The 21,494-nt window shown below is 71.0% G+C and carries 21 protein-coding genes and 1 pseudogene; 13 read left to right on the forward strand and 9 right to left on the reverse strand.

Annotation, left to right across the window (positions count from 1 at the left end; translation table 11 throughout):
* Positions 1-293 precede the first annotated feature (293 nt).
* Positions 294-590 carry a hypothetical protein gene (locus ACFVVX_RS34490; protein ID WP_387951605.1) on the forward strand — a complete coding sequence of 99 codons (297 nt, stop codon included), beginning with the start codon at positions 294-296 and terminating at the stop codon, positions 588-590.
* Positions 591-930: 340 nt separating this feature from the next.
* On the opposite strand, the gene ACFVVX_RS34495 is transcribed toward ACFVVX_RS34490, so the two are convergent.
* Positions 931-2,493 (reverse strand): hypothetical protein, encoded by a 1,563-nt coding sequence (locus ACFVVX_RS34495; RefSeq protein ID WP_387951607.1) that lies wholly within the window; start codon positions 2,491-2,493, stop codon positions 931-933.
* A 76-nt stretch (positions 2,494-2,569) separates the two neighbouring features.
* On the reverse strand, positions 2,570-3,205 hold the full coding sequence (locus tag ACFVVX_RS34500; RefSeq protein WP_387951609.1) for a DUF4254 domain-containing protein: 636 nt from the start codon (positions 3,203-3,205) through the stop codon (positions 2,570-2,572).
* A gap of 528 nt (positions 3,206-3,733) precedes the next feature.
* On the opposite strand from ACFVVX_RS34500, the pseudogene ACFVVX_RS34505 reads away from it, so the two are divergent.
* The 3 genes and pseudogenes from ACFVVX_RS34505 to ACFVVX_RS34515 all read left to right on the forward strand — a co-directional run.
* Positions 3,734-3,850 (forward strand): annotated as a pseudogene (locus ACFVVX_RS34505) (hypothetical protein); the annotation flags it as partial.
* A gap of 264 nt (positions 3,851-4,114) precedes the next feature.
* Positions 4,115-6,034 carry an SMI1/KNR4 family protein gene (locus ACFVVX_RS34510; RefSeq protein WP_387951681.1) on the forward strand — a complete coding sequence of 640 codons (1,920 nt, stop codon included), beginning with the start codon at positions 4,115-4,117 and terminating at the stop codon, positions 6,032-6,034.
* A 361-nt stretch (positions 6,035-6,395) separates the two neighbouring features.
* Complete coding sequence (locus tag ACFVVX_RS34515; RefSeq protein ID WP_387951610.1) at positions 6,396-6,986, forward strand: hypothetical protein; 591 nt, start codon at positions 6,396-6,398, stop codon at positions 6,984-6,986.
* A gap of 218 nt (positions 6,987-7,204) precedes the next feature.
* On the opposite strand, the gene ACFVVX_RS34520 is transcribed toward ACFVVX_RS34515, so the two are convergent.
* A complete protein-coding gene (locus tag ACFVVX_RS34520; protein ID WP_387951612.1) occupies positions 7,205-7,603 on the reverse strand; it encodes a hypothetical protein in 399 nt (132 codons plus the stop codon).
* A 187-nt stretch (positions 7,604-7,790) separates the two neighbouring features.
* Between ACFVVX_RS34520 and ACFVVX_RS34525 the strand changes: the two genes are divergently transcribed.
* The 6 genes from ACFVVX_RS34525 (at position 7,791) to ACFVVX_RS34550 (ending at position 14,032) form a co-directional block, all read left to right on the forward strand.
* Complete coding sequence (locus ACFVVX_RS34525; protein WP_387951614.1) at positions 7,791-9,341, forward strand: phosphatidylinositol-specific phospholipase C domain-containing protein; 1,551 nt, start codon at positions 7,791-7,793, stop codon at positions 9,339-9,341.
* A 495-nt stretch (positions 9,342-9,836) separates the two neighbouring features.
* Positions 9,837-10,835 (forward strand): esterase/lipase family protein, encoded by a 999-nt coding sequence (locus tag ACFVVX_RS34530; protein ID WP_387951616.1) that lies wholly within the window; start codon positions 9,837-9,839, stop codon positions 10,833-10,835.
* A 218-nt stretch (positions 10,836-11,053) separates the two neighbouring features.
* Positions 11,054-11,602 carry a hypothetical protein gene (locus ACFVVX_RS34535; RefSeq protein ID WP_387951618.1) on the forward strand — a complete coding sequence of 183 codons (549 nt, stop codon included), beginning with the start codon at positions 11,054-11,056 and terminating at the stop codon, positions 11,600-11,602.
* Positions 11,603-12,254: 652 nt separating this feature from the next.
* On the forward strand, positions 12,255-12,506 hold the full coding sequence (locus ACFVVX_RS34540; RefSeq protein ID WP_387951620.1) for a hypothetical protein: 252 nt from the start codon (positions 12,255-12,257) through the stop codon (positions 12,504-12,506).
* A 256-nt stretch (positions 12,507-12,762) separates the two neighbouring features.
* Positions 12,763-13,296, forward strand: coding sequence for a SigE family RNA polymerase sigma factor (locus ACFVVX_RS34545; protein ID WP_387951622.1), 534 nt, complete (start codon positions 12,763-12,765; stop codon positions 13,294-13,296).
* Positions 13,289-14,032 (forward strand): L,D-transpeptidase, encoded by a 744-nt coding sequence (locus tag ACFVVX_RS34550; RefSeq protein ID WP_387951624.1) that lies wholly within the window; start codon positions 13,289-13,291, stop codon positions 14,030-14,032. The genes ACFVVX_RS34545 and ACFVVX_RS34550 overlap by 8 nt, the downstream gene beginning before the upstream one ends.
* A gap of 352 nt (positions 14,033-14,384) precedes the next feature.
* Here ACFVVX_RS34550 and ACFVVX_RS34555 read toward each other — a convergent pair whose 3' ends face one another.
* The 5 genes from ACFVVX_RS34555 to ACFVVX_RS34575 all read right to left on the reverse strand — a co-directional run bounded on the left by ACFVVX_RS34555 (position 14,385) and on the right by ACFVVX_RS34575 (position 16,652).
* Complete coding sequence (locus tag ACFVVX_RS34555) at positions 14,385-14,855, reverse strand: flavodoxin family protein (protein WP_387951682.1); 471 nt, start codon at positions 14,853-14,855, stop codon at positions 14,385-14,387.
* A gap of 505 nt (positions 14,856-15,360) precedes the next feature.
* Entirely contained in the window at positions 15,361-15,843 is a 483-nt protein-coding gene (locus ACFVVX_RS34560) for a hypothetical protein (RefSeq protein WP_387951626.1), read from the reverse strand.
* Positions 15,840-16,202, reverse strand: a complete 363-nt coding sequence (locus tag ACFVVX_RS34565; protein WP_387951628.1) for a hypothetical protein — start codon at positions 16,200-16,202, stop codon at positions 15,840-15,842. The genes ACFVVX_RS34560 and ACFVVX_RS34565 overlap by 4 nt, the downstream gene beginning before the upstream one ends.
* Complete coding sequence (locus tag ACFVVX_RS34570; protein WP_387951630.1) at positions 16,199-16,444, reverse strand: hypothetical protein; 246 nt, start codon at positions 16,442-16,444, stop codon at positions 16,199-16,201. Before ACFVVX_RS34570 ends, ACFVVX_RS34565 begins: the two co-directional genes overlap by 4 nt.
* Before the next feature lie 73 nt (positions 16,445-16,517).
* The gene (locus tag ACFVVX_RS34575) at positions 16,518-16,652 is read right to left on the reverse strand and encodes a hypothetical protein (protein ID WP_387951632.1); all 135 of its coding nucleotides are present in this window, start codon (positions 16,650-16,652) and stop codon (positions 16,518-16,520) included.
* Between the two features lie 237 nt (positions 16,653-16,889).
* Between ACFVVX_RS34575 and ACFVVX_RS34580 the strand changes: the two genes are divergently transcribed.
* Positions 16,890-17,699, forward strand: coding sequence for a hypothetical protein (locus tag ACFVVX_RS34580; RefSeq protein WP_387951634.1), 810 nt, complete (start codon positions 16,890-16,892; stop codon positions 17,697-17,699).
* A gap of 526 nt (positions 17,700-18,225) precedes the next feature.
* On the opposite strand, the gene ACFVVX_RS34585 is transcribed toward ACFVVX_RS34580, so the two are convergent.
* Positions 18,226-18,390: a hypothetical protein gene (locus ACFVVX_RS34585; protein ID WP_387951636.1), complete on the reverse strand. Its 165-nt coding sequence runs from the start codon at positions 18,388-18,390 to the stop codon at positions 18,226-18,228.
* Positions 18,391-18,504: 114 nt separating this feature from the next.
* Here ACFVVX_RS34585 and ACFVVX_RS34590 point away from each other — a divergent pair, with 114 nt between their 5' ends.
* Both ACFVVX_RS34590 and ACFVVX_RS34595 read left to right on the forward strand, forming a co-directional pair.
* Complete coding sequence (locus ACFVVX_RS34590) at positions 18,505-19,155, forward strand: DNA-binding protein (protein ID WP_387951638.1); 651 nt, start codon at positions 18,505-18,507, stop codon at positions 19,153-19,155.
* Positions 19,156-19,162: 7 nt separating this feature from the next.
* The gene (locus tag ACFVVX_RS34595) at positions 19,163-21,469 is read left to right on the forward strand and encodes a hypothetical protein (protein ID WP_387951640.1); all 2,307 of its coding nucleotides are present in this window, start codon (positions 19,163-19,165) and stop codon (positions 21,467-21,469) included.
* Positions 21,470-21,494: the final 25 nt, after the last annotated feature.

A 21,494-nucleotide genomic window follows, 5' to 3' on the forward strand; every position in this document is an offset into this window, starting at 1 on the left:
CCGCCCCGCGGGGTGCGCGCGCGCCCCCGCGCGCGCCCCGCCGCCGCCCCGGCGCGGGGGGCGGGGCGCGCCCAGCTCTCCGGCCTGGTGGGCCCGGGTTGCCACCATCGTGGACCTGGTCGCGTCGCTGGAATCGCCGCTGCAAAGACCGCCGCGCTCCTGGTCCGCATCACCGACCGCGAGCCGCGCGTCCGACTCGCGGCCTGACGACCAGAATTTCCGGCCGCGTGTACTAGGATCCGCCTCTAACATCACTCGATCGACCGTTGCTCACCCAATCAATAGGAGGCCCGATGATCGGCGTGCTTGTCACTTTCGCGCAGACCGAAAAGTTCGATCGTTCAACTCTCTCAAGGATTGCCGGCGAACTCCGAGGACCGTTCGAAGGCATGGCCGGCCTTCGCTTCAAGAGCTTCATGCTCGACGAAGACGGCGTTCGGGCAAGGAATTTCTACGTGTGGGATGACGAGGACAAGGCCCGCGCCTTCTTCACGGAGGAGCTCGTCGAAAAGGTGACGGGGATTTACGGCGTCCGGCCCGAAATCGAATACCTCGATATCGTGGGGTTCGTCGACAACTCCGGCACCTGATTCTCGAGGGGGCCGTCGCGCAAAGCCCTGCCGTCCGGGCCGACCACGAGCGGCGCCGTCCGGCCTGCACCCGCTGCCGGGCGAAGTCTCCGACGAACGGCGGTCCGAGCACGAGCGGGCCGATACCTGGGGCGACGGCGGTTTGTGCATCGCCTGCCGCCGGGCCGACGCGGGACAGTCTCATCGAGGCGTGGCAGATGGCGGCCGAGCGGCCGAGGCGGGGATCGACGTACAGGTCACGGGCCTGGTGTGCGCGGGCTTCGGCGTGCTCGCGCCGGGCGGCGGGCGGCGGCCGCAGTGTTTCGGTGACGGGCTCTTCGTCGGTCGCCGACGGCTGCCGTCACTCGGGATACACCGGTTGCTGGACACGTCTGGCGAGGGTTGCGGTGAGTTTGGCGAAGTTGGAGGTGGAGGTGAGGGTGTGAATGGTGTGGCGCTCGGGGTCGGTGAGGGCGATGTGGCTGGGTGCGGTGTGGGTGGTGGGGTGGGTGAGGGTGGTGAGGTAGTCCATGAGACTGGCCGGGCGGGGGGCACCGGTGGTGTGGAGGTAGTCCGCCTCGTCGTGGAAGTCGAGGTAGAGGGCGCGCTGTTCGGGAGTGAGGGAGGTGGCGACGGTCTTCACGTGGTGCTGCCAGGTGAGGAAGCCGCCGTGGCTCTGGTGGGGGTCGGCGATGGCGGTGGCGGCCTTGGTGACGTGGAGGCCGGTCGGGAGCCAGGGTGTCTGCGGGCCGTGTTCACGTAGTTCGGTGTGCCAGCGGGTGAGTTGGGCTATGGCCTGACAGTGGTCGCGCTGTTCGTGGTGGTGGCGGGCGGGGTCGTCGTCGCCGCGGGGGGTGCGGTGGTTCCAGGGCAGCCGGTAGGAGGCGGCGCTCGGGTGATTGTTGCGCCACTGGAAGGAGCCCATCTGGCAGCGGGCGGGGTCGCGCCAGTTGTCACGGATGTCTTCGTCGGCGGAGCGCTCGATGGAGACGGCGGGCAGGTTCAGGGTGGCGGCGAGGTGGGTGTTGGAGCCGGTGGAGTTGCCGACCATGTGGCGTACGGAGGGTTGGGCGAGGACGGCGGCGAAGGCCCGCATGGTCAGGCCCTCACCCAGGGTGGTGAGGTCGTTCAGGCAGGCGACGCGCGGGTTGTCGGCGAACCGGTGGGCCAGGGCGCCGGCAGCGTCGTGGTTGGCCTGGTCGCCGGGCTTGAGGGGCGCGCCGATGAGGATGCGGTGGTCGGGCAGTTCGCGCAGCAGGCGGTGGACGAGGGTCTCGTAGTCGCCGGTGTCGAGGAGGTTGTCCACGGCCTTGGGGCGCTCGGATTCGCGGGTGTGCGAGTTGGAGGAGCTGGGGTTGAGGATGGTGACGGGGTCGCGGGTGTCGCCGAGGAGCCGCTGCAGGGCCCGTTGTCCGGTCTGCTGTTCGCGGTCGGTGAGGTGGAGGGTGAGGTAGCGGCCGTCGGGCAGGGCGGTGTAGCCGTGGCGGTGGGTGGTGGCGTTGAAGTGGTTGGTGTCGTGGATGGCCTGCTTGTACTCGATGTGTCCGTGGCGGGTGAGGGCGATGCCGGTGTTCCATGCGTGGATGGCCAGCGGTATCTCGTCCCGGTAGTCGGTGGGCGGGTGCGTGGTGGTCAGGACGACCAGGTCGTGCCGGGCGGCCAGTTGGGGGGTGAACTCCTCGGGTGGGTGCAGGGCGTTGACGGCGGGGTGGTTGCGGAACAGTTCGAGGTAGTGGCGGTTGGTGCAGACGGAGACCTGGATCCCGGCGTCGGCCAGGGCGGCGACCCAGGAGGCGTGGCAGAGGAGTTCGCCGAGGTACCAGCGGCTCTGCAGGTGACAGAACAGGGCGGTGCGCAGGTCGCCCGCGGCCAGTTCGGCGGCGAGCGGGAGCTGGGCGTCCTGGAAGGGGGCGGGGTGGGACATGACGGATCCTGTCTGTTGCTGGTCCGGCTCGGTGTCGCCGCGAGGGGCGTCGGTCACGGAGCGGCGCGCGGGGCGGTCACGCCGGCTCGGCCCCCGTCGTCGCGGCGCGCAGCGCCGGGTTCAGGGCGGGATCGTTGTACATCTTGAAGTGCGGCATCGCGTACAGGCGGGCCTGACCCGAGCCCAGCCGCAGGACCAGCGTGGTCAGGCACTGCACGAGGTGGTCCGACTGGGCGTGCAGGGCCTCGGTCTTCTGGCGGCAGCGCTCGCGGTGCTCACCGCCGGCGGTGTGCCGGGTGGCCTGGGCGCCCATGTGGTGCAGGCGCAGCGACAGGATGGACAAGCGGTCGAGGATGGATCCGGGCGTCTCGCTGAAGGACTCGGCGCCGGGGCGGGCGGAAACGGGCAGGGCCAGGATCCGGCGCTGGATCTCGTCGTCGATCCGTTCGATCTCGTCGTTGCGCAGCTGGTTCTCCCGGTCGATGCACCGCTTCACGTCGGCGATCGTCGAGTCGTCGCAGTCCACCCTGCGTGCCTGGTCCTCCAGCGCCCAGATGCGGTGGTTGTGCCAGTGGTTGAGCGCGACGTGCGCGAGCAGCGGGCACGTGCTCTCGGGCGGGCCCTGTGCGGGGCCGGCGGTTGCGTTCCAGTTACGGGTGAGGCGGGCCTGGAGCTGCACGCATCCGGCCGCGTCGAGAATGGGGTCGCTCATCTGCCCACCACCGTCCAAGAGCGGGCTTCACGGGGGTGCCGGACTGCCGGTGCCGGCCGCGGGGGAGACGTCTCCTGCCGACCGGTCCCGTTCTTGCGACCGGTCCCGTCACGCGGGGATCTTGGTGCACCTGTGCGGCGGTGAAGGCCGACAAATATCCAGCGTATACGGAGAATCATGTCCCGGCCCCAACCGCACCGCCACCGCTCCCGCCCGGCTGTCGTACCGCCGCGGCCGACCCTGCTGGTGCCGCGCTGTGCTCCGTTGGGGTGACGGGCCCAGCCGTCATGCCCTTTCGCCGCGCTGAGCAGGCCGGCCGGACGCAACACCTGGAGCTGGACCTGTGCAGCAGCCGCCCGGCGCCCGCTGACCGGGACTGCGCCGGGCCGTTCGCCGGCGGCTGGCCGACCTGGGCACCGGATCCGTCCTGGCCGCTGCCGACGCTGCCGCCCGGCGCCGACAAGGCGGTCCCCTCGGCGACTGCGTACCGGCCGTGACGGGCACCAGCGTGGGACCGGGCGGGTGCGGGTGTGCGCGGCGCTGGTCCACGACGGCCGCCTGGCCCTGATCCGGCGCGAGCGCCCCGCCGGGGTACAGCTCTCCCTGCCCGGCGGCCTGGTCGAGGACGGCGAGGACCTGCCGACGGCGCTGCGCCGGGCTGCTGTAGGAGCCCGGACTCGACCTGGGCGCACTGCCCGCCGAGCCGGTACTCCGCTTCGTCCAGGAGCAGGAGCAGGAGCAGGAGACCGAGCGGCCGGGCGAGAGCGGGCTCTTCCGCCGCCACGTCACCGCCCGCTCCCGGGCCGCCGCGCATCCCTGATCCGGCGCGCGGTGCGTCCTTCGCACGGCCTGGGGGCCGTGCGCCGCCGACGACCGGCAGTGTCAGTGGTGTGTGCAAGGCTCGTCGACATGACCGAGGAGACCTTCGACTGGCGTTCGTTCCTGACACGGTGGAGCGAGGAGTGGGCCGGTACATACGGGAGCCTGGACGAGCTTCCGGTCGCTGGCGACGAGACGGCGTGGCACGCGCGGTGGCTCGGCTCCGAGCCCGCGTCCGGGGAACGGATCACGGCGGTCGAGGAGTGGTTGGGGTACCGGCTTCCGCCGTCCTACCGGGCGTTCCTGGAGGTCACCGACGGCTGGCAGCACGCGGGCGGCTTCGTCTATCGGCTGGCCGGCAGTGGCGAGGCCCGCTGGCACAAGGACGCGTTCGGGCTCAGCGAGTACTACGGTGAGGGCGAACTCGATGGCATGTGGGCGCGTGCTCTCCAACTGGACATCGAGTCGGACATGACGACCGTCCTTTTGGACCCGCTTGCCGTGGGCGAGGACGGTGAGTGGGCGGTCTACTGCCACAAGTCCTGGGCACACGGTGCACCCACCAGGTACGGCTCCTTCCGGGAGTTCATGCTCGACATGTACCAGGAGTTCCACAGCCTCACCGCTCATCGCCATGGCACGGCGTTCGTCAACGACACCACCCGCCGGTTGGACGCTCAGGTGGAGGCGGCCCGGTTGGACGCGCTGCGCGGCGAGCACGAGCGGGCGGCCGCCGCGCTCACCGAGGCTGCCGGATTCGGCCGGCCCCGGGCACTCGGCATGGTTGACCAGCTACGCCGCTTCCATGGGCAGACGTATACCGTGCACTACGGCGGGTTGGCCCAGGACCCGCTCTACTTCGACGAGTTCGTTCCCCTCCTGGCGGTCGAGCACGTGGAACGGAACTGGGACGCGACCTCCTGGACCCGTCAGATGAGTTCCGCGTCCGACGAGCACCGGGAGGCGGCTGAGGAGATCCTGCGCGAGGTGACGGAGCGGACGTTCCGCTGCACCGCGCTGGGTCCGTTCGGCGAGGCCGTTGAGTGGGCCCGCGAACAGGCTCGCTGGGGGCAGACGGAGGCGGCCTGGCGGACGTTGCTCGCGGCGACCCCCCGATGGACACCGCTTGGGCCCGATCACCTTGGACCGGTTGGCCTGCTGGCTGACCCGCTCCTCGGTCCGCTGATCACACCGGACCGGGGCCGGGAGCTGCTGGCCACCCCTCGGGGCCCGGAGGCGGCGAAGCCCAGCGAGGGGGCCGGTGAGGGCTGGGCGGCCGAATTGGCGGACGGCCTCGCCTGGTTGGCCGATCCGCTGCCGAATGGTCGCCGTCCCGAGTCGTACCGCTTCGTCCTGGTGGAGGGGGCCGGACCGGCCGAGCTGCCCGCGCGGCTGGGCAGTCAGGACGCGGCGCTCGACGCGCCGGCGACGTACTGGGAGCTCAACCGGCGCAGGTTTCGGGGAGGGGTGAGTTCGACCTACGAGGACTGCGCCGTCGTCACCGTCGGCCACGCCGGCGGCTCGGGTTGGAGCTTTGCCCTGGACCCGTTCGCGGCGGGCCACATCGCCTCCCGCTTCGTGTCTCCCGCCGTCGCCGCCTCTCGGGGCGCGGATGGGCAGGACGGCGCCGTGCCGTCCGGCGCCCGGGCTGTGGTGGTGTGGTGCGAACCGGAGCGCGGACTGTTCCACCTCTCCGTCGCCGAACGGGGCATCGAGCAGTACGCCTTCACCGTCGACGGCGTCGAGGTCCGTCGCAGCGGCGGCCCGATACCGCCCGGGCTCGACCCGGGCACCCTGTTCGCCGCCTCGGCCGCCCCCGGCGAGGGCACGTCGGACCGTACGGGCGAGCGCCGGGCGCTGATGGCGATCGAGGCCGAGTTCGGTGTGAGCCTGCCCCGGTTCGCGATCACCGAGGGCCGGCTGCACACCTTCACCACCCGTTCATGGACCCGCCTGCCGGGGCCGGGCGAGACCTACGTGGTCGGCACCTTTGGGATCCTGCCCGGGTAGGCCCTGCGGCGGGTCGGTGGTCAGGCTGGCCACCGGCCCTGAGTTCGCCACGCGGATCAGCGGTAGATCCGCGCCGCCCGTTCCTGATCCCGGACCACGTTCGCCGCGAAGAGACCGAGATCGAAGTCCTCGGCTTCGGCGAACGGTGTCAGATCGTCTTGCAGGCCGTACCAGTTGTCTCAGCGAGGTTCGGCCGGCCGGGGGTTCGGAGCGCGTCGTATTCAACGGCATGGGGTTGTCGTAGGGGATTCCTGAAGGTGGGGCGTCCGGCCGGGGCCGTCCTCACGGCGAATAAATGCCTGGACCCCGCGCGGGCACGCCGTGGGAGGATCCGGCTCGACGTTACGGAGAGGCGGAGTACATGGGGATCGACTACAGCTACGAGATCTTCGTTCCTGCTCAGAACGTCGCTCGCGCACTGAGCGAGCTCGCCGAGCTGGCGCCGAGGACCGGTCGACGCTCGCAGACCACGGTCACCCTGCCGGGTGGTGACCAGGTCGTCCTTCCATTCACCTCGAAATTCAAGAGCGGGCCGGTCGACTGCTCGACGAGCAGCACGCTGGACCTCGACACCACGATCATGTTCGGCGTCGACGATGACACGATGCGCGAGCTCTCCGGGATCCATGAGTGGGAACGCGACGAGCGCGGGAGGGTGGCGATCGGGTACATCTACCTCACGGTCAGGTTCGCGTCCTGGTTGCACCCCGACTACGCGTCACTGGACTTCACCGCGGCCGTAACGGACATGAGCCTGGCGTTCGAGCGATCCGCGAGTATCAGAGAGGTGTTCACCGACCTCACTGCCGCCAGCGGCGGGGTGTGCTGTGTGCTCGACACCGAGAAGGACACCCTGCAGATCTGCTGGCTGAACGGTGAGCCGGTGCAGGAGACGGTCCCCCGCTCCCGCCTCCGAGAACTGCCAGCGACTTGGCCTGCCCAGGACCGGTGACGAATCAGGGTCCCGGGCCAGATGGGTGGATGACCTCAGCGGCCCCGCGAACCGGTCGAACTCCGTTGATACTGGTCAGAGTTCGGTGAGACGGGTCACCCGCCGCCGGTGTCCTCTGCCAGGTGATCCTGACTGCCTGATTCCGAGCGCTTGCCCTCGGAGCGGCCCAGCCCGGTCGAGAAGTCCCGGGCCGAGAACTGCGAGCGGGGCCGACGGGCTCAGCAGTATGTCTCGATGAAAAGGAGAACTCGGCCGTCGTCCGCGGTGAATTCGTAAGCCTCATGGATCGGCAGGTCGGCGGCGCTGAACCGGGCGCGCGCTTCAAGCCAGGCGGCCGGGCGCTCGGCATCCGCGAGGAAGCGGGGAAGCCACCACTCGGCCTGGTCGTCGTAGTACGTGCCCATCGACATCACGTCGGCGGTGACCGCGAGCCGCTTGGCCCGGCGGGGGTCCAGCGGCCCGCGGGCGAGCCGCCAGTGGCAGCCGTCGGCGTCAGTGAAGCCACGGGCCGTCACGGGCGGGAGGACGTACGAGCCACCTGACTCCTCCGCCGGTGGCGACGGCATCGCTGCCACCACCTCGGCGAGGGTCACGGTGCGCTTTCGCTTCTTCGACACCGGTACAGGATGCCAGGACCGCTCCCGCCGGATATCGGTCAAGATCGCCTGCCAAACGGTCGAGGTCGTCCGGCAGAGGACACCGGCCGGCTGAACCGACGTCGAAGTGCTGCCCGTTGTCGTGAACAGAGCTACGCGCCCGGCCTCGGCCGTGCCTGCGGCCTTACCCTCCCCCCGAAAGGTGGCCATGCCCCACACCTCCGCCACGTCCGCCCGCCCGGCCTGCGCCGCCCTGCGGCGCCTGCCCCGCCTGCGCCGTCTGACCCGGACGGCGATGGTGACCGCCGTCGCCACCCTCGCCCTGGCCGTGGCCCCGTTGGCCGTACCGCACGCCGCTGTGGCTGCCGAGGGGAGGGACAACCGCGACGCCTTCCAGAACCTCGGTTCGGCCGACCAGCAGGACTGGATGGGCAAGGTGGGGGCGACCACGCCGCTGACGGCGATGTCCATTCCCGGCACCCACGAGACGCTGGCCGTGCACGGGGGTTCCAGCGCCCAGACGCAGCAGGACTTCGGCGACAGCGCGGCGACGCTGTCCGCGCAGCTGGACCGCGGGATCCGCGCGGTCGATATCCGGGTCCGCACCATCAACGACAAGTTCGTGATCCACCACGGCCCCTTCTACCAGAACGCCAACTTCGACGACGTCCTGACCAAGGCGAAGGCCTTCCTCTCGGCCCACAAGGGCGAGACCCTCCTGATGCGCCTGCGGGCCGAGTGCGACGGCTCCACCTTCAGCTGCACGGACGACCACCCGACGGCGAGCCACACGGCCCTCTTCGACGCCTACGCGAAGCAGTACGCGGGGCTGTTCTACAACAACGGCAAGCGCAGCGACCCGCCGACGCTGGGCCAGGCCCGCGGCAAGATCGTGCTGTCCGTCTTCAACGCCGACAACGGAGGCTCCTACGGCCTCAACGGCTTCTCGGACCACACCGAGGACACCTGGAACGCCACCGACGCCCCGGCCAAGTGGAGCCTGGTCAGCAAGAACCTCGCCGCGGCCGGCTCGGCCCCCGCCAACCAGACCTTCGTGACCTACACCTCCGCGTCCCGGGCACCGCTCAACCTCGTCCCCTCCGAGTACGCGGGGGGCTACAGCGTCCTGCGCGGCAAGGACCTGGTCTGGGTCGACGGCGTCAACGTGCGGCTGATGAACCACCTCAACAACGACACCGCCAACCGCCGGCTGGGCATCGTCATGATGGACTACCCCGGCTGGGCGCTGGTGCACAACATCATCGCCCGCAACGCCTACTACGACGCCCGGGGCACCAGCCCGGCGATCTGGCTGGTCAAGCCCGACAAGACCTACGTGGACAGCAAGTACGGCCGGTGCATGACCCGCGGTCCCCAGTTCGACAGCTCCGGGCAGGGCGGTGTGGTGCAGCAGCGGGCCTGCCAGAGCAACCCGCCCAGCAGCCAGCAGTGGCAGGCCGCCTATCCGTCCACCTTCGACAGCCTGGGCCACTACTGGATCAAGGCCGCCAACGGCCAGTGCCTGACCGTCCCGTGGAACAACGGGACTCCGCCGTCGGCCGGGATGGAACTGTTCTGGTGGCCCTGTGAGACCCGCTGGATCTCCGACAACCAGATGTGGAACATCATGCCCACCAATCTCGCCAACCAGTCGGCCCTCCGGTTCATCAACAAGTGGACGAACCTGTGCCTGATGGTGGATCCGGCGACCGCCTCGCAGTCGGGCGGCAAGGTCGTCCTGGGCAACTGCCCGGCCTGACCGGAACCACCCCGCCACCCGGCCCGACGCTGCACCGCGTCGGGCCGGGCCCGGCCGTCCGGCCCGTCGTACGGCGCAGCCAGTTCTGACCGACCGCCCAGGCCCCCGGGGCCCGCTGCCCCTTCCGTTGCGCGCGCCCCAGCCGGTGACCTCCGGCTGGGGCGCGCTGCTCCGTCGTCAGCTCCGCTGTCCACAGCCAACCCCGGCCAAGGTGGCGCCGTGATGACCAGCCGGTCCACGGTGGTGGTGTGGTCGGGGAGCGGGTGCTGGCCAGTCGGAGTAGTGGACGGGTGGGGGCTGTAGGCGCTGGTGAGACTGGGCGCAGGACCGGATCGCCGGGCTGGTGCCGGGTGTTCCGAAGGGCCCTCGAGGAAGGCGTGCACCGTGTGTGGGAAAGAACATGAGCTCGTGCCGACGGTCGGTACCGGAATATCCCGTCGTATGGAAAGACACCTGATCGCTGGCCGGGTTGTGCACCCCTCTCCCGATCTCCACGTGATCGGCTTCCGTACCATCGCGGCGGCCATGGCCGGGGCGCTCGCGGCCGCGCTTCTGCTGGTCACGGCCCCCTTCGCGACGGCCGCCCCCGCCGACGGCCTCACCAGGGCAGTCGCCGCCCCCGCGGACGGAGTCGACCCGCTGGGCACCCGCAACCCCCCGCCCGGGGTCAACGTCCTGGACTGCAAGCCCGACGCCCAGCACCCCAATCCCGTGATCCTGGCCCACGGCACCACCGGCAACGCCCACGACGACTGGGCCTACCTCGGCCCGGAATTCAAGAAGGCCGGCTGGTGCGTGTGGGCCCTGGACTACGGCGACACCGGGCACTACCCCTACGACGCCACCGACCACGTCATCACCTCGGCCCAGCAGTTCGGTGCCTTTGTCGACAAGGTGCGCGCACTGTCGGCGGGGCCGGACGGCACCGAACCCAAGGTGCAGATCGTGGGCTTCAGCCAGGGTGGCGACATGCCCCGCTACTGGATGCGCTATCTCGGCGGCGCCGCCCGCACTGCCGGGCTGATCGGCATCTCGCCCATGACCCACGGCTCGACCTCACCGCTGTGGCACCTCATTCCCGAGATCGCCCCCTACTGCGCGGCCTGCGTCGACGAGTACCCGGACTCCCCGTACAAGGCCGTCGAGAACCAGGACGGCATCGAGACCCTGCCCGGCATTCGGTACACCGTGATCGCCACCCACCAGGACGAACTCGTCACGCCGTGGGAGTCGCAGTTCCTGGCCGGCCCCGCGGACCGGGTCGCCAACCACGCGATCCAGGACTTCTGCCCGGGCGCGGTCAGCGGCCACCTGGGCATGCTCACCAGCCCGGAGGTCCTCGACCTCGCCACCGACGCCCTCGCCCACGGCGGACGGCTGAGCGACGCCGTTCACCCACGCTGCCGAGGCCTGATCGGCGACGTCGCTTCGCTGTTCACCCAGGACGTGGCCAAGAGCACCAAGCTGATCCTGGACAACCTCCTCGCCCGCTGAAGCCCTCCACCCGGCGAGGTACCGCAGGGTGTGATCCTTCCGGCCGCGGCGGTCCGGGCCGCCTGGCACCGGCTCCGGAGCCGGTGGACACCAGAGGCGGCAGGGCCGTTCGTGCGTAGGCGCGCCATCCGATCGGCGTGCGGGGATTGCGGCAGCGCCCGAGTTCGAACAGGTTGGGGCCGACGGTATTTCGTCGACGAACAGAGGATTTTGACATCATGGAGCAGATCGGGAAGCGCGGCCGCCTGTCCGCCCTGGCCGTCGTTACGGCCACCGTCGGGGCGCTTGCGCTGGCCGCCCCGGCGCACGCCCAGACGCAGGTGGCAGGCCAGCCGCGGGCCGCCGACCAGTGCGGCGGCAACGTCGCCGACTACACCTATCCGGCGCGCGCGTTCCAATTCGACGACGTCATCGCGAAGTGGCTCGGCGTCTCGGCGGTCCAGTTCAACGACGACATGACGCTGACCGTCACCCCGGAGAACACCCCCGCCACCGTCTCCGGCGCCTGGGAACTGCACGACCCGAACGGCCCGAACCCGGCGAAGAACGGCGTGGTGACCTTCTACACGACCGTCTCGCCGGCCGTTCAGGGCGACGGCGTGGCGAGCATCTACTGGTACGTCGGCTACCCGAACTGCAACCCGACTGCGGCGGACCCGGCGAAGAAGCTGTTCCAGATCGTCGGCGACGTCCAGACGCAGCCGGTCTACGAGGACGGCAGCTACGGTCCGCTGAGCAAGATCAACGGCTTCCAGGCCGACCGCTGACGCCCCCGCCCCGCGCCCCCGCGGGCAGCGCGCGAGCCCGAGTCGAAGAGAACGATCGCCGCCCGGCGGCCCCGCCGCCGGGCGGCCGGGATGACCCCGGAGACCATCCAGCAGACCCTGCACCGAGCCCGGGACGAGGCGCTGCGCCGACCGGTACGCCGACGCCGGGGACAAGACCGCCTCCGCTACCGCGGCGGACGCCCTTGCCGAGTGGCAGCGGGTACGCGACCACACCGCCGCCACCCGCGCCGAGCGCTACGACCCCGACCACGACACCGCCCTCCAGCGCGCGCTGCGCTGCGAGCGTCATCGCCGCGACGTCGCCGACCACGCCCGCGAGGCCGCCCCAGGCCCGGCAGGTCGCCGACGACGCGCACCGCCGCCTGGCTGGAGCGCACCCGCGCCGCGGCCCTTGCACCGGGCGGCGAGCAGGCCCCGCACGCCCGGCCGACGGTGCGCCGCAGCCGGCCGTGAACCGGCTCCTGCCACCTGCCGGGCGTAGGCCGGGTCCCGTCTGCGGGCCGGCCGCCGTGCGGCGGCACGGTGGCGGCGATGCCGCCCGTGGTGTGAGGGTCTGACGTTTACCCTGTGCGTCGAGGCGTCCGGCGAACTGGGCCCGTGGCTCGACGTCTGGGAGGCGCTGGAGCACCCGGTGGCCGACCGGAACCTCGCGGAGGCAGTCGACACGTGGGACTACGACCTGCTCGCCGACGAACTCCCCTGGAGCACCTGCTACGACAAGGACGAGAAGCCGGCGGTTCTCACCGCGTGGCTCACCCGCCGTGCCCCCGCTCGGCTGAGAGCGCACAACGCCCCGGACGACCTGCTCCAACGCCTGCGGCTGATCGGCCTCATGGGGCCCGCCCGCTGGCACGATCCACACTGGCCCGGCTACAGCTACTGACGGCGGGCCTGCCCGCAAGTCACAGGCTGGGGCGGCCGGTGCGGGCCGGGCCTGGTGGCCGCTGTCCGCACCGTGGCCCGGCACACAGGGCGGGCGGTCGTCTGTCCGTGATGATCCGCCACCATCCCACGGTGACGGAACCCGGAGGTCACTACAGCCGCCCCGCTGCCGGATCCGGTGCAACCTGGTGCGCGTGCTGTGCGTGGAGTTGGTGGATGCAGGGGCGTCCGATCGAGAAGACGGAGCGGCACACGGGATGACCGACGAGGAGTACAGCGCGTTCTACCTGTCCTCGTTCTCTCTACTGGTACGGCAGTTGTACGCCATGACGGGGGATTTCAGCGAGGCACAGGACGCGGTCCAGGAGGCTTTCGTACGGGGCTGGGGCAGGCGCGCCCGGTTCTCGTCCGACGACGGCCCGCCCGAGGCCTGGATCCGTACGGTCGCCTGGCGGCTGGCGGTCAGCCGGTGGCGTCGGGCCCGTCGAGGCCGGGCGTTGGAGCGAGAGCGCGTACAGGCGCTGCCGCAGGAGGAGGCTGGTCCGGGTCCGGAGCACACCGCCCTGGTGGCGGCGCTGCGCAGGCTTCCGGCGGCGCAACGGCAGGCAATCGTGCTCTTCCACCTGTGCGATCTGAGCCTTCACCAGATATCCGAGGAGACCGGGGCTGCGGTCGGCACGATCAAGGCCCGCCTCTCTCGGGGGCGCGCCGCGCTCGCGGAGTACCTGCGCGATGAACCGGAGGCGGGGAGCGCCCTCCGGCACTCGGAAAGGATGAACCACTGTGCCTGATCTGGAGGACCAACCGCGCTCCGAGCACGAGGACAGGATCTCCTCGGCGCTGCGCGGGCTGTACTCGGAGGCGCCGGTGGCGCTGCCGCTGCCGTACGACACCGTGCGCCGCCGGGGTATGGGCCGGCGGAACTGGCGGCGGGCGGCGGTGGGAGCGGTGGCCGCGGCGGTGTGTGCGGTGGGCCTGCTGAGCTCGGGCGCCGTTTGGCCGGGGCGCCAGCAGGGGGCCGCCGCACCGGCGGCCGCCGGGCCCACGTCTGCGCCGCCTACCGGCACGATCGCCTCGCCGCCGTCGAGGGAGGTGGCCGTCTATGTGGACCTGGCCGCGCACACGGTCCGGGTCCAGTCCGGCACCACCACCCTTCGGACCCTGCCCGCGACCGCGGGGCGTCCCGACACTCCCACCCCGACGGGCACCATGAAGGTGGTGGATAAGCAGGCCTCGCTCCGCCTGAGCACCAGCACCGGGCCGACGCCGAGGCCGTCCGACGGGGGCGAGTACGAGCTGACGCTGCCCTGGTGCGTGCGGCTGATCGCCGGGGACGGCCGCTCGACGGACGTCTGCGGCATGAACTGGTACGGACCGAGCATCCTGGGTCGCGAGAACCGCACCTCCGGAGCGGTCGGGCTGAACACCGAGGACGCCCGCTGGTTCTTCGACCAGGTGCAGGTCGGCGACCCTGTCAGTGTGGTGAACCCGGATCGGTCCGCGCCCGGTGACACCGGACCCGGCTAGCGTTTCCGCGCGACGGGTCACCACGTCCTCTCCGGTCACGGCGGCTCGCTCGCAGGTCGAACCCGTGATCGCCATCAGGGCACATACGACACACGAGGTGTGCCCGCACGGGGCTGGGGCAGGCCGCCGGCACCGACCCCGGCCCCGGCCCCGACCCCGGCTCGGGCACCGTGCACCAGACCGAGGGGTGGGGAACTACGGGTGGGTGCCCGCCCCCGGGCAATGGTGTGGGGGCGGGCAACCCGGTCAGCCTACGAGACGCTTCGCCGCGAGGTTCCCGTCACCAGCGGCTGGTGACGGGAACCTCGTTCCCGTCTGCTCCCCGGGCCGCTGCGGCTGCTCCCGGTACTTGTCAGAACGCGGGCCGTGGCCTGTCCCGCAGTCGCCCGGCGAATGCCCGCGCGGCAGCCAGGTCCTCGGCGTTCGGCCGCTGCTTGTTGATACCGCCAATGAGCTTGAATGGCGTCCAGGTGTCGAACGCCCGGCACGAGAAGCTCTCGTCTACCTGGAAGCCCTTGCCTTCGAGGAGCTGGACCAGAGGGCGGGCGAAAGGCATCAGCGGGATCTCGGGGAGCCCGCAGGTGGCGAACACGAACGCCCGGCCCCGCCCGGCGGGAAGTGCCCTGACGAAGTCGGTCAGGTGGGGGTGGAGCCTGCCGTAGAAGACGCCCGAGCCGAATCCCACGAGGTCGGCGTCGGCCAGCTTGGTCAGGTCGGCCTGCTCGGGGGAGACGACGTTCGCATCCAGCACCTGGGCCATGCTGTCGGCGACGCGACGCGTGTTGCCGTGCGACACGGAGGCGCACACGATGACGGTCTTCATCTTCACGGTCCCTTCTTTCGTTTCCGTAGTAAGGACAGTGCATCGGCGTCAGATGTGACACCCCGCGAGTATGACGGCGGTCACATCGCAGGGACAGCAACAAGGCCCCGGTCGCATGGCAGTCCGGCTGTAGACGGTGATGTTTCTGGCCAGGGGCCGGTGCGGAGACGGGTTGCGCCGGTCGCGCAGCCGGGCCAGCAGCCTCTGGCCGACCTCGCGGTCGGTGACCGAGGCCGCGGTGACACCATCACCGCCAGCAGCAGACCGAGGGTGTCGACCACGATGTGCCGCTTGCGGCCGTTATCTTGAGCCAGCTGCCAGCTTGACGATCAGCACTCTGACATGTGGTGATGCGTTGAGGACACTGACCTCGACGCACGGGTCGGCGTCGTCTTCAGGGGAGCCCAAATTGCTTCTCTCGGCGTGTCGCTGGAGCGTCGGCGCGGCCGTTGCACGGCTCTGACCGCAAAGAGTTGCGGGCGATGGGCCCGGATCTGAATACGACTCAGCGCAGGAAGCCTCGCTCGTCGACTCTGTGCGTTGGTGCTTTGAGGAAGACGGCGGGCGAGGCGGGTCCGTAGGAGATGTTGAACGTGTCGAGTCGGTATGACCACTGGCCGCCCCTGGTTCCGACGAAGCGGTAGTTGATCTGCCACTGCAGCCACTGCCCGGGGGCGAGCCGGACCGCCGGCGGGCGGCGGTTGCGCCGTGGCATGCTGAACAGCGACGTTTCTGGCGGATGGATCCGTAGAAGCCCATCGGCTTCGCGAAGCACCAATCCGGGATCCGAGAGATCCAGCTCACGCATGTGCGGGTGGAAGGCGTCGGACTCCAGTATGGAGACCTCGTGCAGACCAGCCTTCATGTTCGGTGGGAGTGGAAACGCGGTGGGGGCTGCGTTTCGCAAGGTGGCCCCGGCTCCGCCGCGCGAGGCCTTGGTCCACGAGGTGCGCACGCGTTGAACAACGACATCCATGGAGTCGATCATCGTGCAGCTCTCTTGCTGTGACTATCAGCATGGACCGCTGAGGGGCGTCTTCGCCTGGCGGTCGTATTGCCGGTGGTGCCTCGGATGTCGGCGGCGCGACGCTCGCCAAGCGCCAGGGCCAGTGCCTCTCTCAGTTCGCGGTTCTCCGCTTCCAGTTGGTGGTTGCGTTTGATGGCGGCGTCCAGGCGGCGGAGAAGCGAGCCGTCGGAGGCGCGTTGACGCTCGGGGACCGGCCGGGCTGCGGGAACCGTTCGGTGGCGGGCGCGACGTCGCTCGATCTCGGATCTCAGGTCCGGCTGGTTGTGGAGCCAGGACCGGGAGACCTTGGCTTCGCGGGCGACGGTCTCGAAGGTGATCACTGTGCCGGTGGCATCAGGGCCACCATCGTCGGCATGCTCAGGATCGACGTGAAGTCCTGGCGCCCGCCGTCCTGGTCGCCGTCGTCCCACTGCGTGATGGCCGGGGTGTCGCGGTAGGCACCCGCCAGCCACCCGTCCGGATCGGCACCGCGATCGCGCGCCACCACGTCGCCACTGGCGAACTCCCAGTACACGGACGGCAGGAACAGGTGCCGGGGAACGGCCTCGACGCCGTCCGCCACTCGGCCTCCAGCACGCCGGCACCCGCAAGCTGATCGGCCGGCGCACGTCGGTCGCCCGCCGCCCGGTCGCCGCTCACTTCTGGTGCTTGGGGTCCGGCGTGGGACCCTGGCCGTCCGGACGGGGCTTCGGCCCGATCACCGGACCGCCCGGTTTGGCGTGCGCGCCACCACTGCCGTCCTGCGCCCCACCCTTGTTCTCGTCACCCATTGTCGATCCCCTCTCACGCAGCGAGGCCTCATCGTGGTGTGAGCCGGGCATGGGCCGCAAGAACGCGCCCCGATCGGGCATTTGCTCCGGGCCTGCGCGGTCGGCCACCCGTCCCCGTCCCCGTCCGTGCTCTGGCGCGGCTTCCGGACCGCTCCGTCCCGGGGTGAAATTCGGTCCCGCGTGCACCCGTAGGCCGTCAGAATCGGCGCACGACGCGAAACGACAGAAGGGCGCGGCATGAACGAGCTGCGGTTCGACGCGCAGGCCGGGACGTTCGCGGTGAACGTCCGCGAGAACAGCCTGTGGATCCACAAGGCGATGGGTACGCACAGCTTCCAGCTCCAGCTGGAGGTCCACGTCCCGCAGTCCGAGGGGGCGGGTCGCCTGCTCGTTTTGGAGACCGACCTGTTCGCTCCCCGTGATGCCGGGCCGCGGGCCTGGCTCGGCTCGGCCGCCCAGTCCGTTGCGTTCCTTCCCGGCCGGATCGAGCGGCCCGTCCTGCGCTACCTGCTGACCGGGGCCCAGCTCCTGGCGCTGGAAGAGAGCCGGACCGGTGACCTGCACCTGGAACTGGACGTGCGCGCCGTTCTGCCGCAGATGGACGGGTATCCCGGGGGCGGCCAGGCTACCGAGCACATCAGCATCGCCGAGAGCCGCTGGCGCCAGCAGTTGGCTGGCCTCGGCCGCAGCCTCGGCGTGGAGATGGCGATCCCGTTCCCCGCCGACGACGGGCCGGGCCGCGCCGCGGCCGACTTCCTTCGGGAAGCCCAGCGGCTGCTCGGCGCGGGCGAGATCGACCCCGCGATGCTCATGGTACGCAAGGCGTTGGAGACCATCAGGAACATCAGCACCTGGAACTGGCCGGGGAAGAAGGACAAGGGCCAGGTCACCCCGGACGAGCGCTGGGCCCTGGTCCGGGCCGCACTCGAGGAGCAGGCCAGCGGCGCGATGCACGTCGACCCTGGCACGAAGGACTACCAGTACACCCGAGTCGAGGTAGAGGTTCTCATCGCGGCCACCGCCGCCCTGCTGCGCCTGATGCCTTGAGGCGGTTCACGGAACGGATCGGGCCCCCGGTCACCATCACGGTGATGCGGGGGCCCGATTGCTTGTGGAGCACACGGTCGTTCGGTCAGGGGGTGCCGCCGCGGCGACGGATTTCCTTGTCCACGAAGGCGCGCCAGCCGCCCATCCAGGTTCGCCGCTCGGGGGAGTCCGGGCCTTTGGGCATGGCTGTGAGGTGGTCGGGGAGGGCGGTCTCGGCGGCGTCGCCGGAGCGTCGGTTTGGGCAATCTGTCCTGTAGTTCATCGTCGAGGCCGTCGTCGATGTCCGGTCCGCAGGCCGACCACCTTGCCGCGCGGTCTGCGACATCGGCCGCGTCGTCTCAGGTGTCGCGAACGGGGTCGGTGCCGTCTGCAAGCAGCGCGCCCGCGAGGCGGTGGAGAAGCGGGTGGCCCGGTACTGCTGCGGCCCATGCCTGTTCCATCCGGAGGCTGACGCGGAAGTAGGACCCGGGAGAAGGTGTGGCCGGGCCACCGTGGTGGTGACCGGACCGGACCGTGCGGGCCGTGCTCAGGCGTTGCGCAGGGCGAACGCGACGCCCGCGCTCAGCGCGGCGAGCTGAGCCGCGTTGAGGCCGAGCACGCGGGCCTGGCTCCTGGCGATGTTGCCGAGCGCGTAGGTGCCGGCCAGGGCCGCGCCGAGGATCACCACGGCCTTCTGCTGTCGGGGAGTCATCTTCATTCACCTCCTTCTATTCGGGGCATGCTTGTACGACTTACTGGAAAGGCGTGGAAAAGTGTCGATGGGGAGGCGTAGGCTTTTCTAGCGTTTCAAGTTAGATAAATAGGCATGGAGGCTGTGGGTGTGTTCGTGACGACCGGTCAAGCCGGGACGGCGCTGGGGTGTTCGATCCCGACGGTGAAGAAGCTGCTGGCCACCGGCGTGGTCCCCGGCGTGCGTGACACGGGTCGGCAGGTGTTCCCGCTGGCCGCTCTCCAGCAGTTGCAGGCCCGCCCGGCCGCCGACCTGGCCGTGCTCGGTACGGCCGAGGTGGCGGTGCTGCGCTCGGACGCTCCCGTGAAGGTGGAGGAGCCGGACCGGGAGTGGATCGGCTTCGGCACGGCGCTGACCGAGGCGCAGCTGCTGGCCGCGCTGTCCGGCTGGTGGCGGTGCGACCCGGCCAGGGTCGCCGCCGGCGGGGTGCTGCCGGTGACGGTCGCCGGGTTCGTCGTCGCGGTGCTGACCGGCCTCACCGGGTGGGAGGCCGACGGCACCGTCGGCACCGCGGGGCGCTTCCGCTTCCCGAAGGCCCGCCTGGCCGGCTACCTGAGCGACCTCACCGCCCCCGCGAACGCCGCCGACCCCACCGACCCCGAGGACGCCCGCCTGGCCGGTGTGCTGCTCGGCACCCGCCTTCCGTCGGTGTCCGGCGGCCCGATCGCCTACGTCACCACCAACCCGACCACCGCCGACCGGCCCGCCGCCACCGAGGGGGAGTGACCCGCTGATGGACCGCAAGACGTACACCGCCGAGCTCGCCGGCCTGCGCGAGCTGCGCGCCGAGATCACGGCCGCCGAGAAGCAGGTCGCGGCCGCGCAGAAGGAGCTAGACAAGCTCACCGCCCAGCGCTCGCGCCGCGTGGCCGGGCTCGCGGGGTACGAGGGCGCCCAGGCCGCGCCGATCGCGAAGGCCTCCGGGCTGTCGGTCGGCGACGTGGTGCGTCTCGCCCCGCTGCTGGACCCGACCCCGGCCGCCGTCCGCGTCGCCAAGACCGACGACCAGGCCGCCGCCGCTGCGCCCGCCCCGGAGCCCGTGGCCGAGCCGGTCGCCGAGCCCGTCGTGGCGGTGGCCCCGGCGCTGACCCGCCCGGCCGCCGTCGTCGAGCAGCCCGCCCCGGAGGCCCCGGCCCCGGTCGAGGACCAGGTGGTCGCCGAGCAGCCCGCCGTACTGCAGGCAGGGCTGGCCACGCCGACCACCGGGGAGACAGAACCAGGCGTACAGGCCGCCTCAGACCGCACCACCGCCCCTGTCCAGGTTTCTGATGATGTGCCGGTCGTCCCTGCCGCCTCGGTCGCTCCGGTCGCTGCCCTGGTGCGTCCAGTGCTGGAGGCCGGTTCGCGTGAGCTGCCCACCCTCCCCGAGGGCCCGGCCGGTACCCGGTTCGAGGCCGCCACCAGCGACCTGGTCTCCAAGCGCCCGAACTTCGTCCAGCAGGCCCGCTCCACGGTGTTTCTGGACGCGGCGGCCGGCGTGCTGGCCGTGCGCGACCAGAGCGTGCGGCTCGACCTCGGCGCCCGCACCCCGGGCGAGATCCTCGACGCCGTCCTGGCGACCGCGCCCGGTACCGAGCGCATCTACATCACGGCCGGAGCCCCCTGGCACGACGGCGCCGAGCGCTACTCCACGCTCAAGGACGCGGTCGCTGCCTGGCTGAACACTCCGTCCGAGCGATGGACCACCGCCGTCGGTCAGGGCCGGGACAAGCTGGCCGGGCACTTCGTCCACCAGCGCCAGCCCGTCGGCCGCTACGCCCCCGCCGCCGCGCCGGACACCGACATGGTCGAGATCCGCAGCATGGGGGAGTGGTTCGACCCGGACGGCGCCGACGTCGTGACCTGCCGCCAGGCGTTCACGCTGCTGTGGCAGGCGCTGCGCCGTCACTGGGACGACGCGGTCCTGATGGGCTCGCCCAGTCAGACCGGCCGGGATCTGTGGTCGCGCACGATCCCCACCACCGGCAAGTGGGCCGGCGGCTACCCCGTCCTCAGCGAGGAGCTGCGGGGCCTGCTGCACGCGACCGGTGGCCAGGGCCGCACCGAGCTGATCCTGCCCCCGCGCGTCCCGGAGCAGCTGCCCGCGCTGGTGGAGTACGACCGCACCTTCGCCTACGCGAAGCACTTGTGGAAGTCGCCGGTCGGCACCCCGACTCGGATCACCGCGGCCGCGTTCGCGGAGATGACCGAGCAGGAGCAGGTCAAGGCGCTGATGTCCTGCTCGCACTGGAACGTGCGCGTGACCGTCCCGGCCGGCTGGAACCACGTCGGCCTGCTGCCCGCCCCGGTGACCGGGGACCGCGCCTGGGTCTACCCGTCCGAGCCGGGCTCCACGTTCACCACCTGGGCGGGCGGCGCGGAGGTCCACCTCGCCCTCGCCAACCACCTCGGCCCATGGCGGATCGAGGTCCTCGGCGGCCTGCTCTTCGAGGACGGCAAGCCGCTCGACGAGTGGGGCAAGCGCCTCAAGGCCGCCTGGGCGGACCTGACCAACCTCTCCCGCATCCACGGGGACGAGCGCCAGCGGCAGGCGGCCTACCTCGCCTCCCGGGCGGTGCGCTCGGTGCTGCTGTTCGGCCTGGGCGGGTTCGCGCAGCGCCCGCGCCTGGTGTCCGGTACCACCCCGGTCGGCGAGACGCTGCCTGCGGGGGTGGAGATCCTCGGCCAGGATGACCAGGTGGTCACCTGGCAGCGCCAGGCCGGGTTCTCCCGCGACCCGTACGCGCACCCCGAGTGGGCGGCCTACGTGTGGTCGGGGGCGAGGGCGGCGCTGCTGGACATGAAGTACCGCCAGGGCAAGGAGGTCATCGGCTACGCCGGTGCCCTGCACGCCAAGCCCGGCAGCGTCGTGTACTTCGGCACGGACGGCATCGCCCTGACCGAGCGCCAGCCCTGGCCCTACCGCGGTGAGCCCGGTGACTACCTCCTCAAGGGACACCTGACCGGCCCCGTCGAGCACCCGACCAGCCAGGAGCAGTACCTCCAGCTGCGCGGCCTGGGCCGTGCCGAACTCGCCGCGAAGGGAACCGAGCCGCAGTGAGCCCCGTCGACCCGAACCAGCCGAA

It is taken from the genome of Kitasatospora sp. NPDC058170, assembly GCF_042883905.1.
Taxonomy (GTDB): domain Bacteria; phylum Actinomycetota; class Actinomycetes; order Streptomycetales; family Streptomycetaceae; genus Kitasatospora.

What these genes read in the sequence shown, in the direction of transcription:
- ACFVVX_RS34490 (WP_387951605.1), top strand. Translation starts at nt 294, where the DNA reads ATGATCGGCGTGCTTGTCACTTTCGCGCAGACCGAAAAGTTCGATCGT.
- ACFVVX_RS34495 (WP_387951607.1), bottom strand. Translation starts at nt 2,493, where the DNA reads ATGTCCCACCCCGCCCCCTTCCAGGACGCCCAGCTCCCGCTCGCCGCC.
- ACFVVX_RS34500 (WP_387951609.1), bottom strand. Translation starts at nt 3,205, where the DNA reads ATGAGCGACCCCATTCTCGACGCGGCCGGATGCGTGCAGCTCCAGGCC.
- ACFVVX_RS34510 (WP_387951681.1), top strand. Translation starts at nt 4,115, where the DNA reads ATGACCGAGGAGACCTTCGACTGGCGTTCGTTCCTGACACGGTGGAGC.
- ACFVVX_RS34515 (WP_387951610.1), top strand. Translation starts at nt 6,396, where the DNA reads ATGGGGATCGACTACAGCTACGAGATCTTCGTTCCTGCTCAGAACGTC.
- ACFVVX_RS34525 (WP_387951614.1), top strand. Translation starts at nt 7,791, where the DNA reads ATGCCCCACACCTCCGCCACGTCCGCCCGCCCGGCCTGCGCCGCCCTG.
- ACFVVX_RS34535 (WP_387951618.1), top strand. Translation starts at nt 11,054, where the DNA reads ATGGAGCAGATCGGGAAGCGCGGCCGCCTGTCCGCCCTGGCCGTCGTT.
- ACFVVX_RS34545 (WP_387951622.1), top strand. Translation starts at nt 12,763, where the DNA reads ATGACCGACGAGGAGTACAGCGCGTTCTACCTGTCCTCGTTCTCTCTA.
- ACFVVX_RS34555 (WP_387951682.1), bottom strand. Translation starts at nt 14,855, where the DNA reads ATGAAGACCGTCATCGTGTGCGCCTCCGTGTCGCACGGCAACACGCGT.
- ACFVVX_RS34560 (WP_387951626.1), bottom strand. Translation starts at nt 15,843, where the DNA reads ATGATCGACTCCATGGATGTCGTTGTTCAACGCGTGCGCACCTCGTGG.
- ACFVVX_RS34575 (WP_387951632.1), bottom strand. Translation starts at nt 16,652, where the DNA reads ATGGGTGACGAGAACAAGGGTGGGGCGCAGGACGGCAGTGGTGGCGCG.
- ACFVVX_RS34580 (WP_387951634.1), top strand. Translation starts at nt 16,890, where the DNA reads ATGAACGAGCTGCGGTTCGACGCGCAGGCCGGGACGTTCGCGGTGAAC.
- ACFVVX_RS34585 (WP_387951636.1), bottom strand. Translation starts at nt 18,390, where the DNA reads ATGACTCCCCGACAGCAGAAGGCCGTGGTGATCCTCGGCGCGGCCCTG.
- ACFVVX_RS34590 (WP_387951638.1), top strand. Translation starts at nt 18,505, where the DNA reads ATGGAGGCTGTGGGTGTGTTCGTGACGACCGGTCAAGCCGGGACGGCG.
- ACFVVX_RS34595 (WP_387951640.1), top strand. Translation starts at nt 19,163, where the DNA reads ATGGACCGCAAGACGTACACCGCCGAGCTCGCCGGCCTGCGCGAGCTG.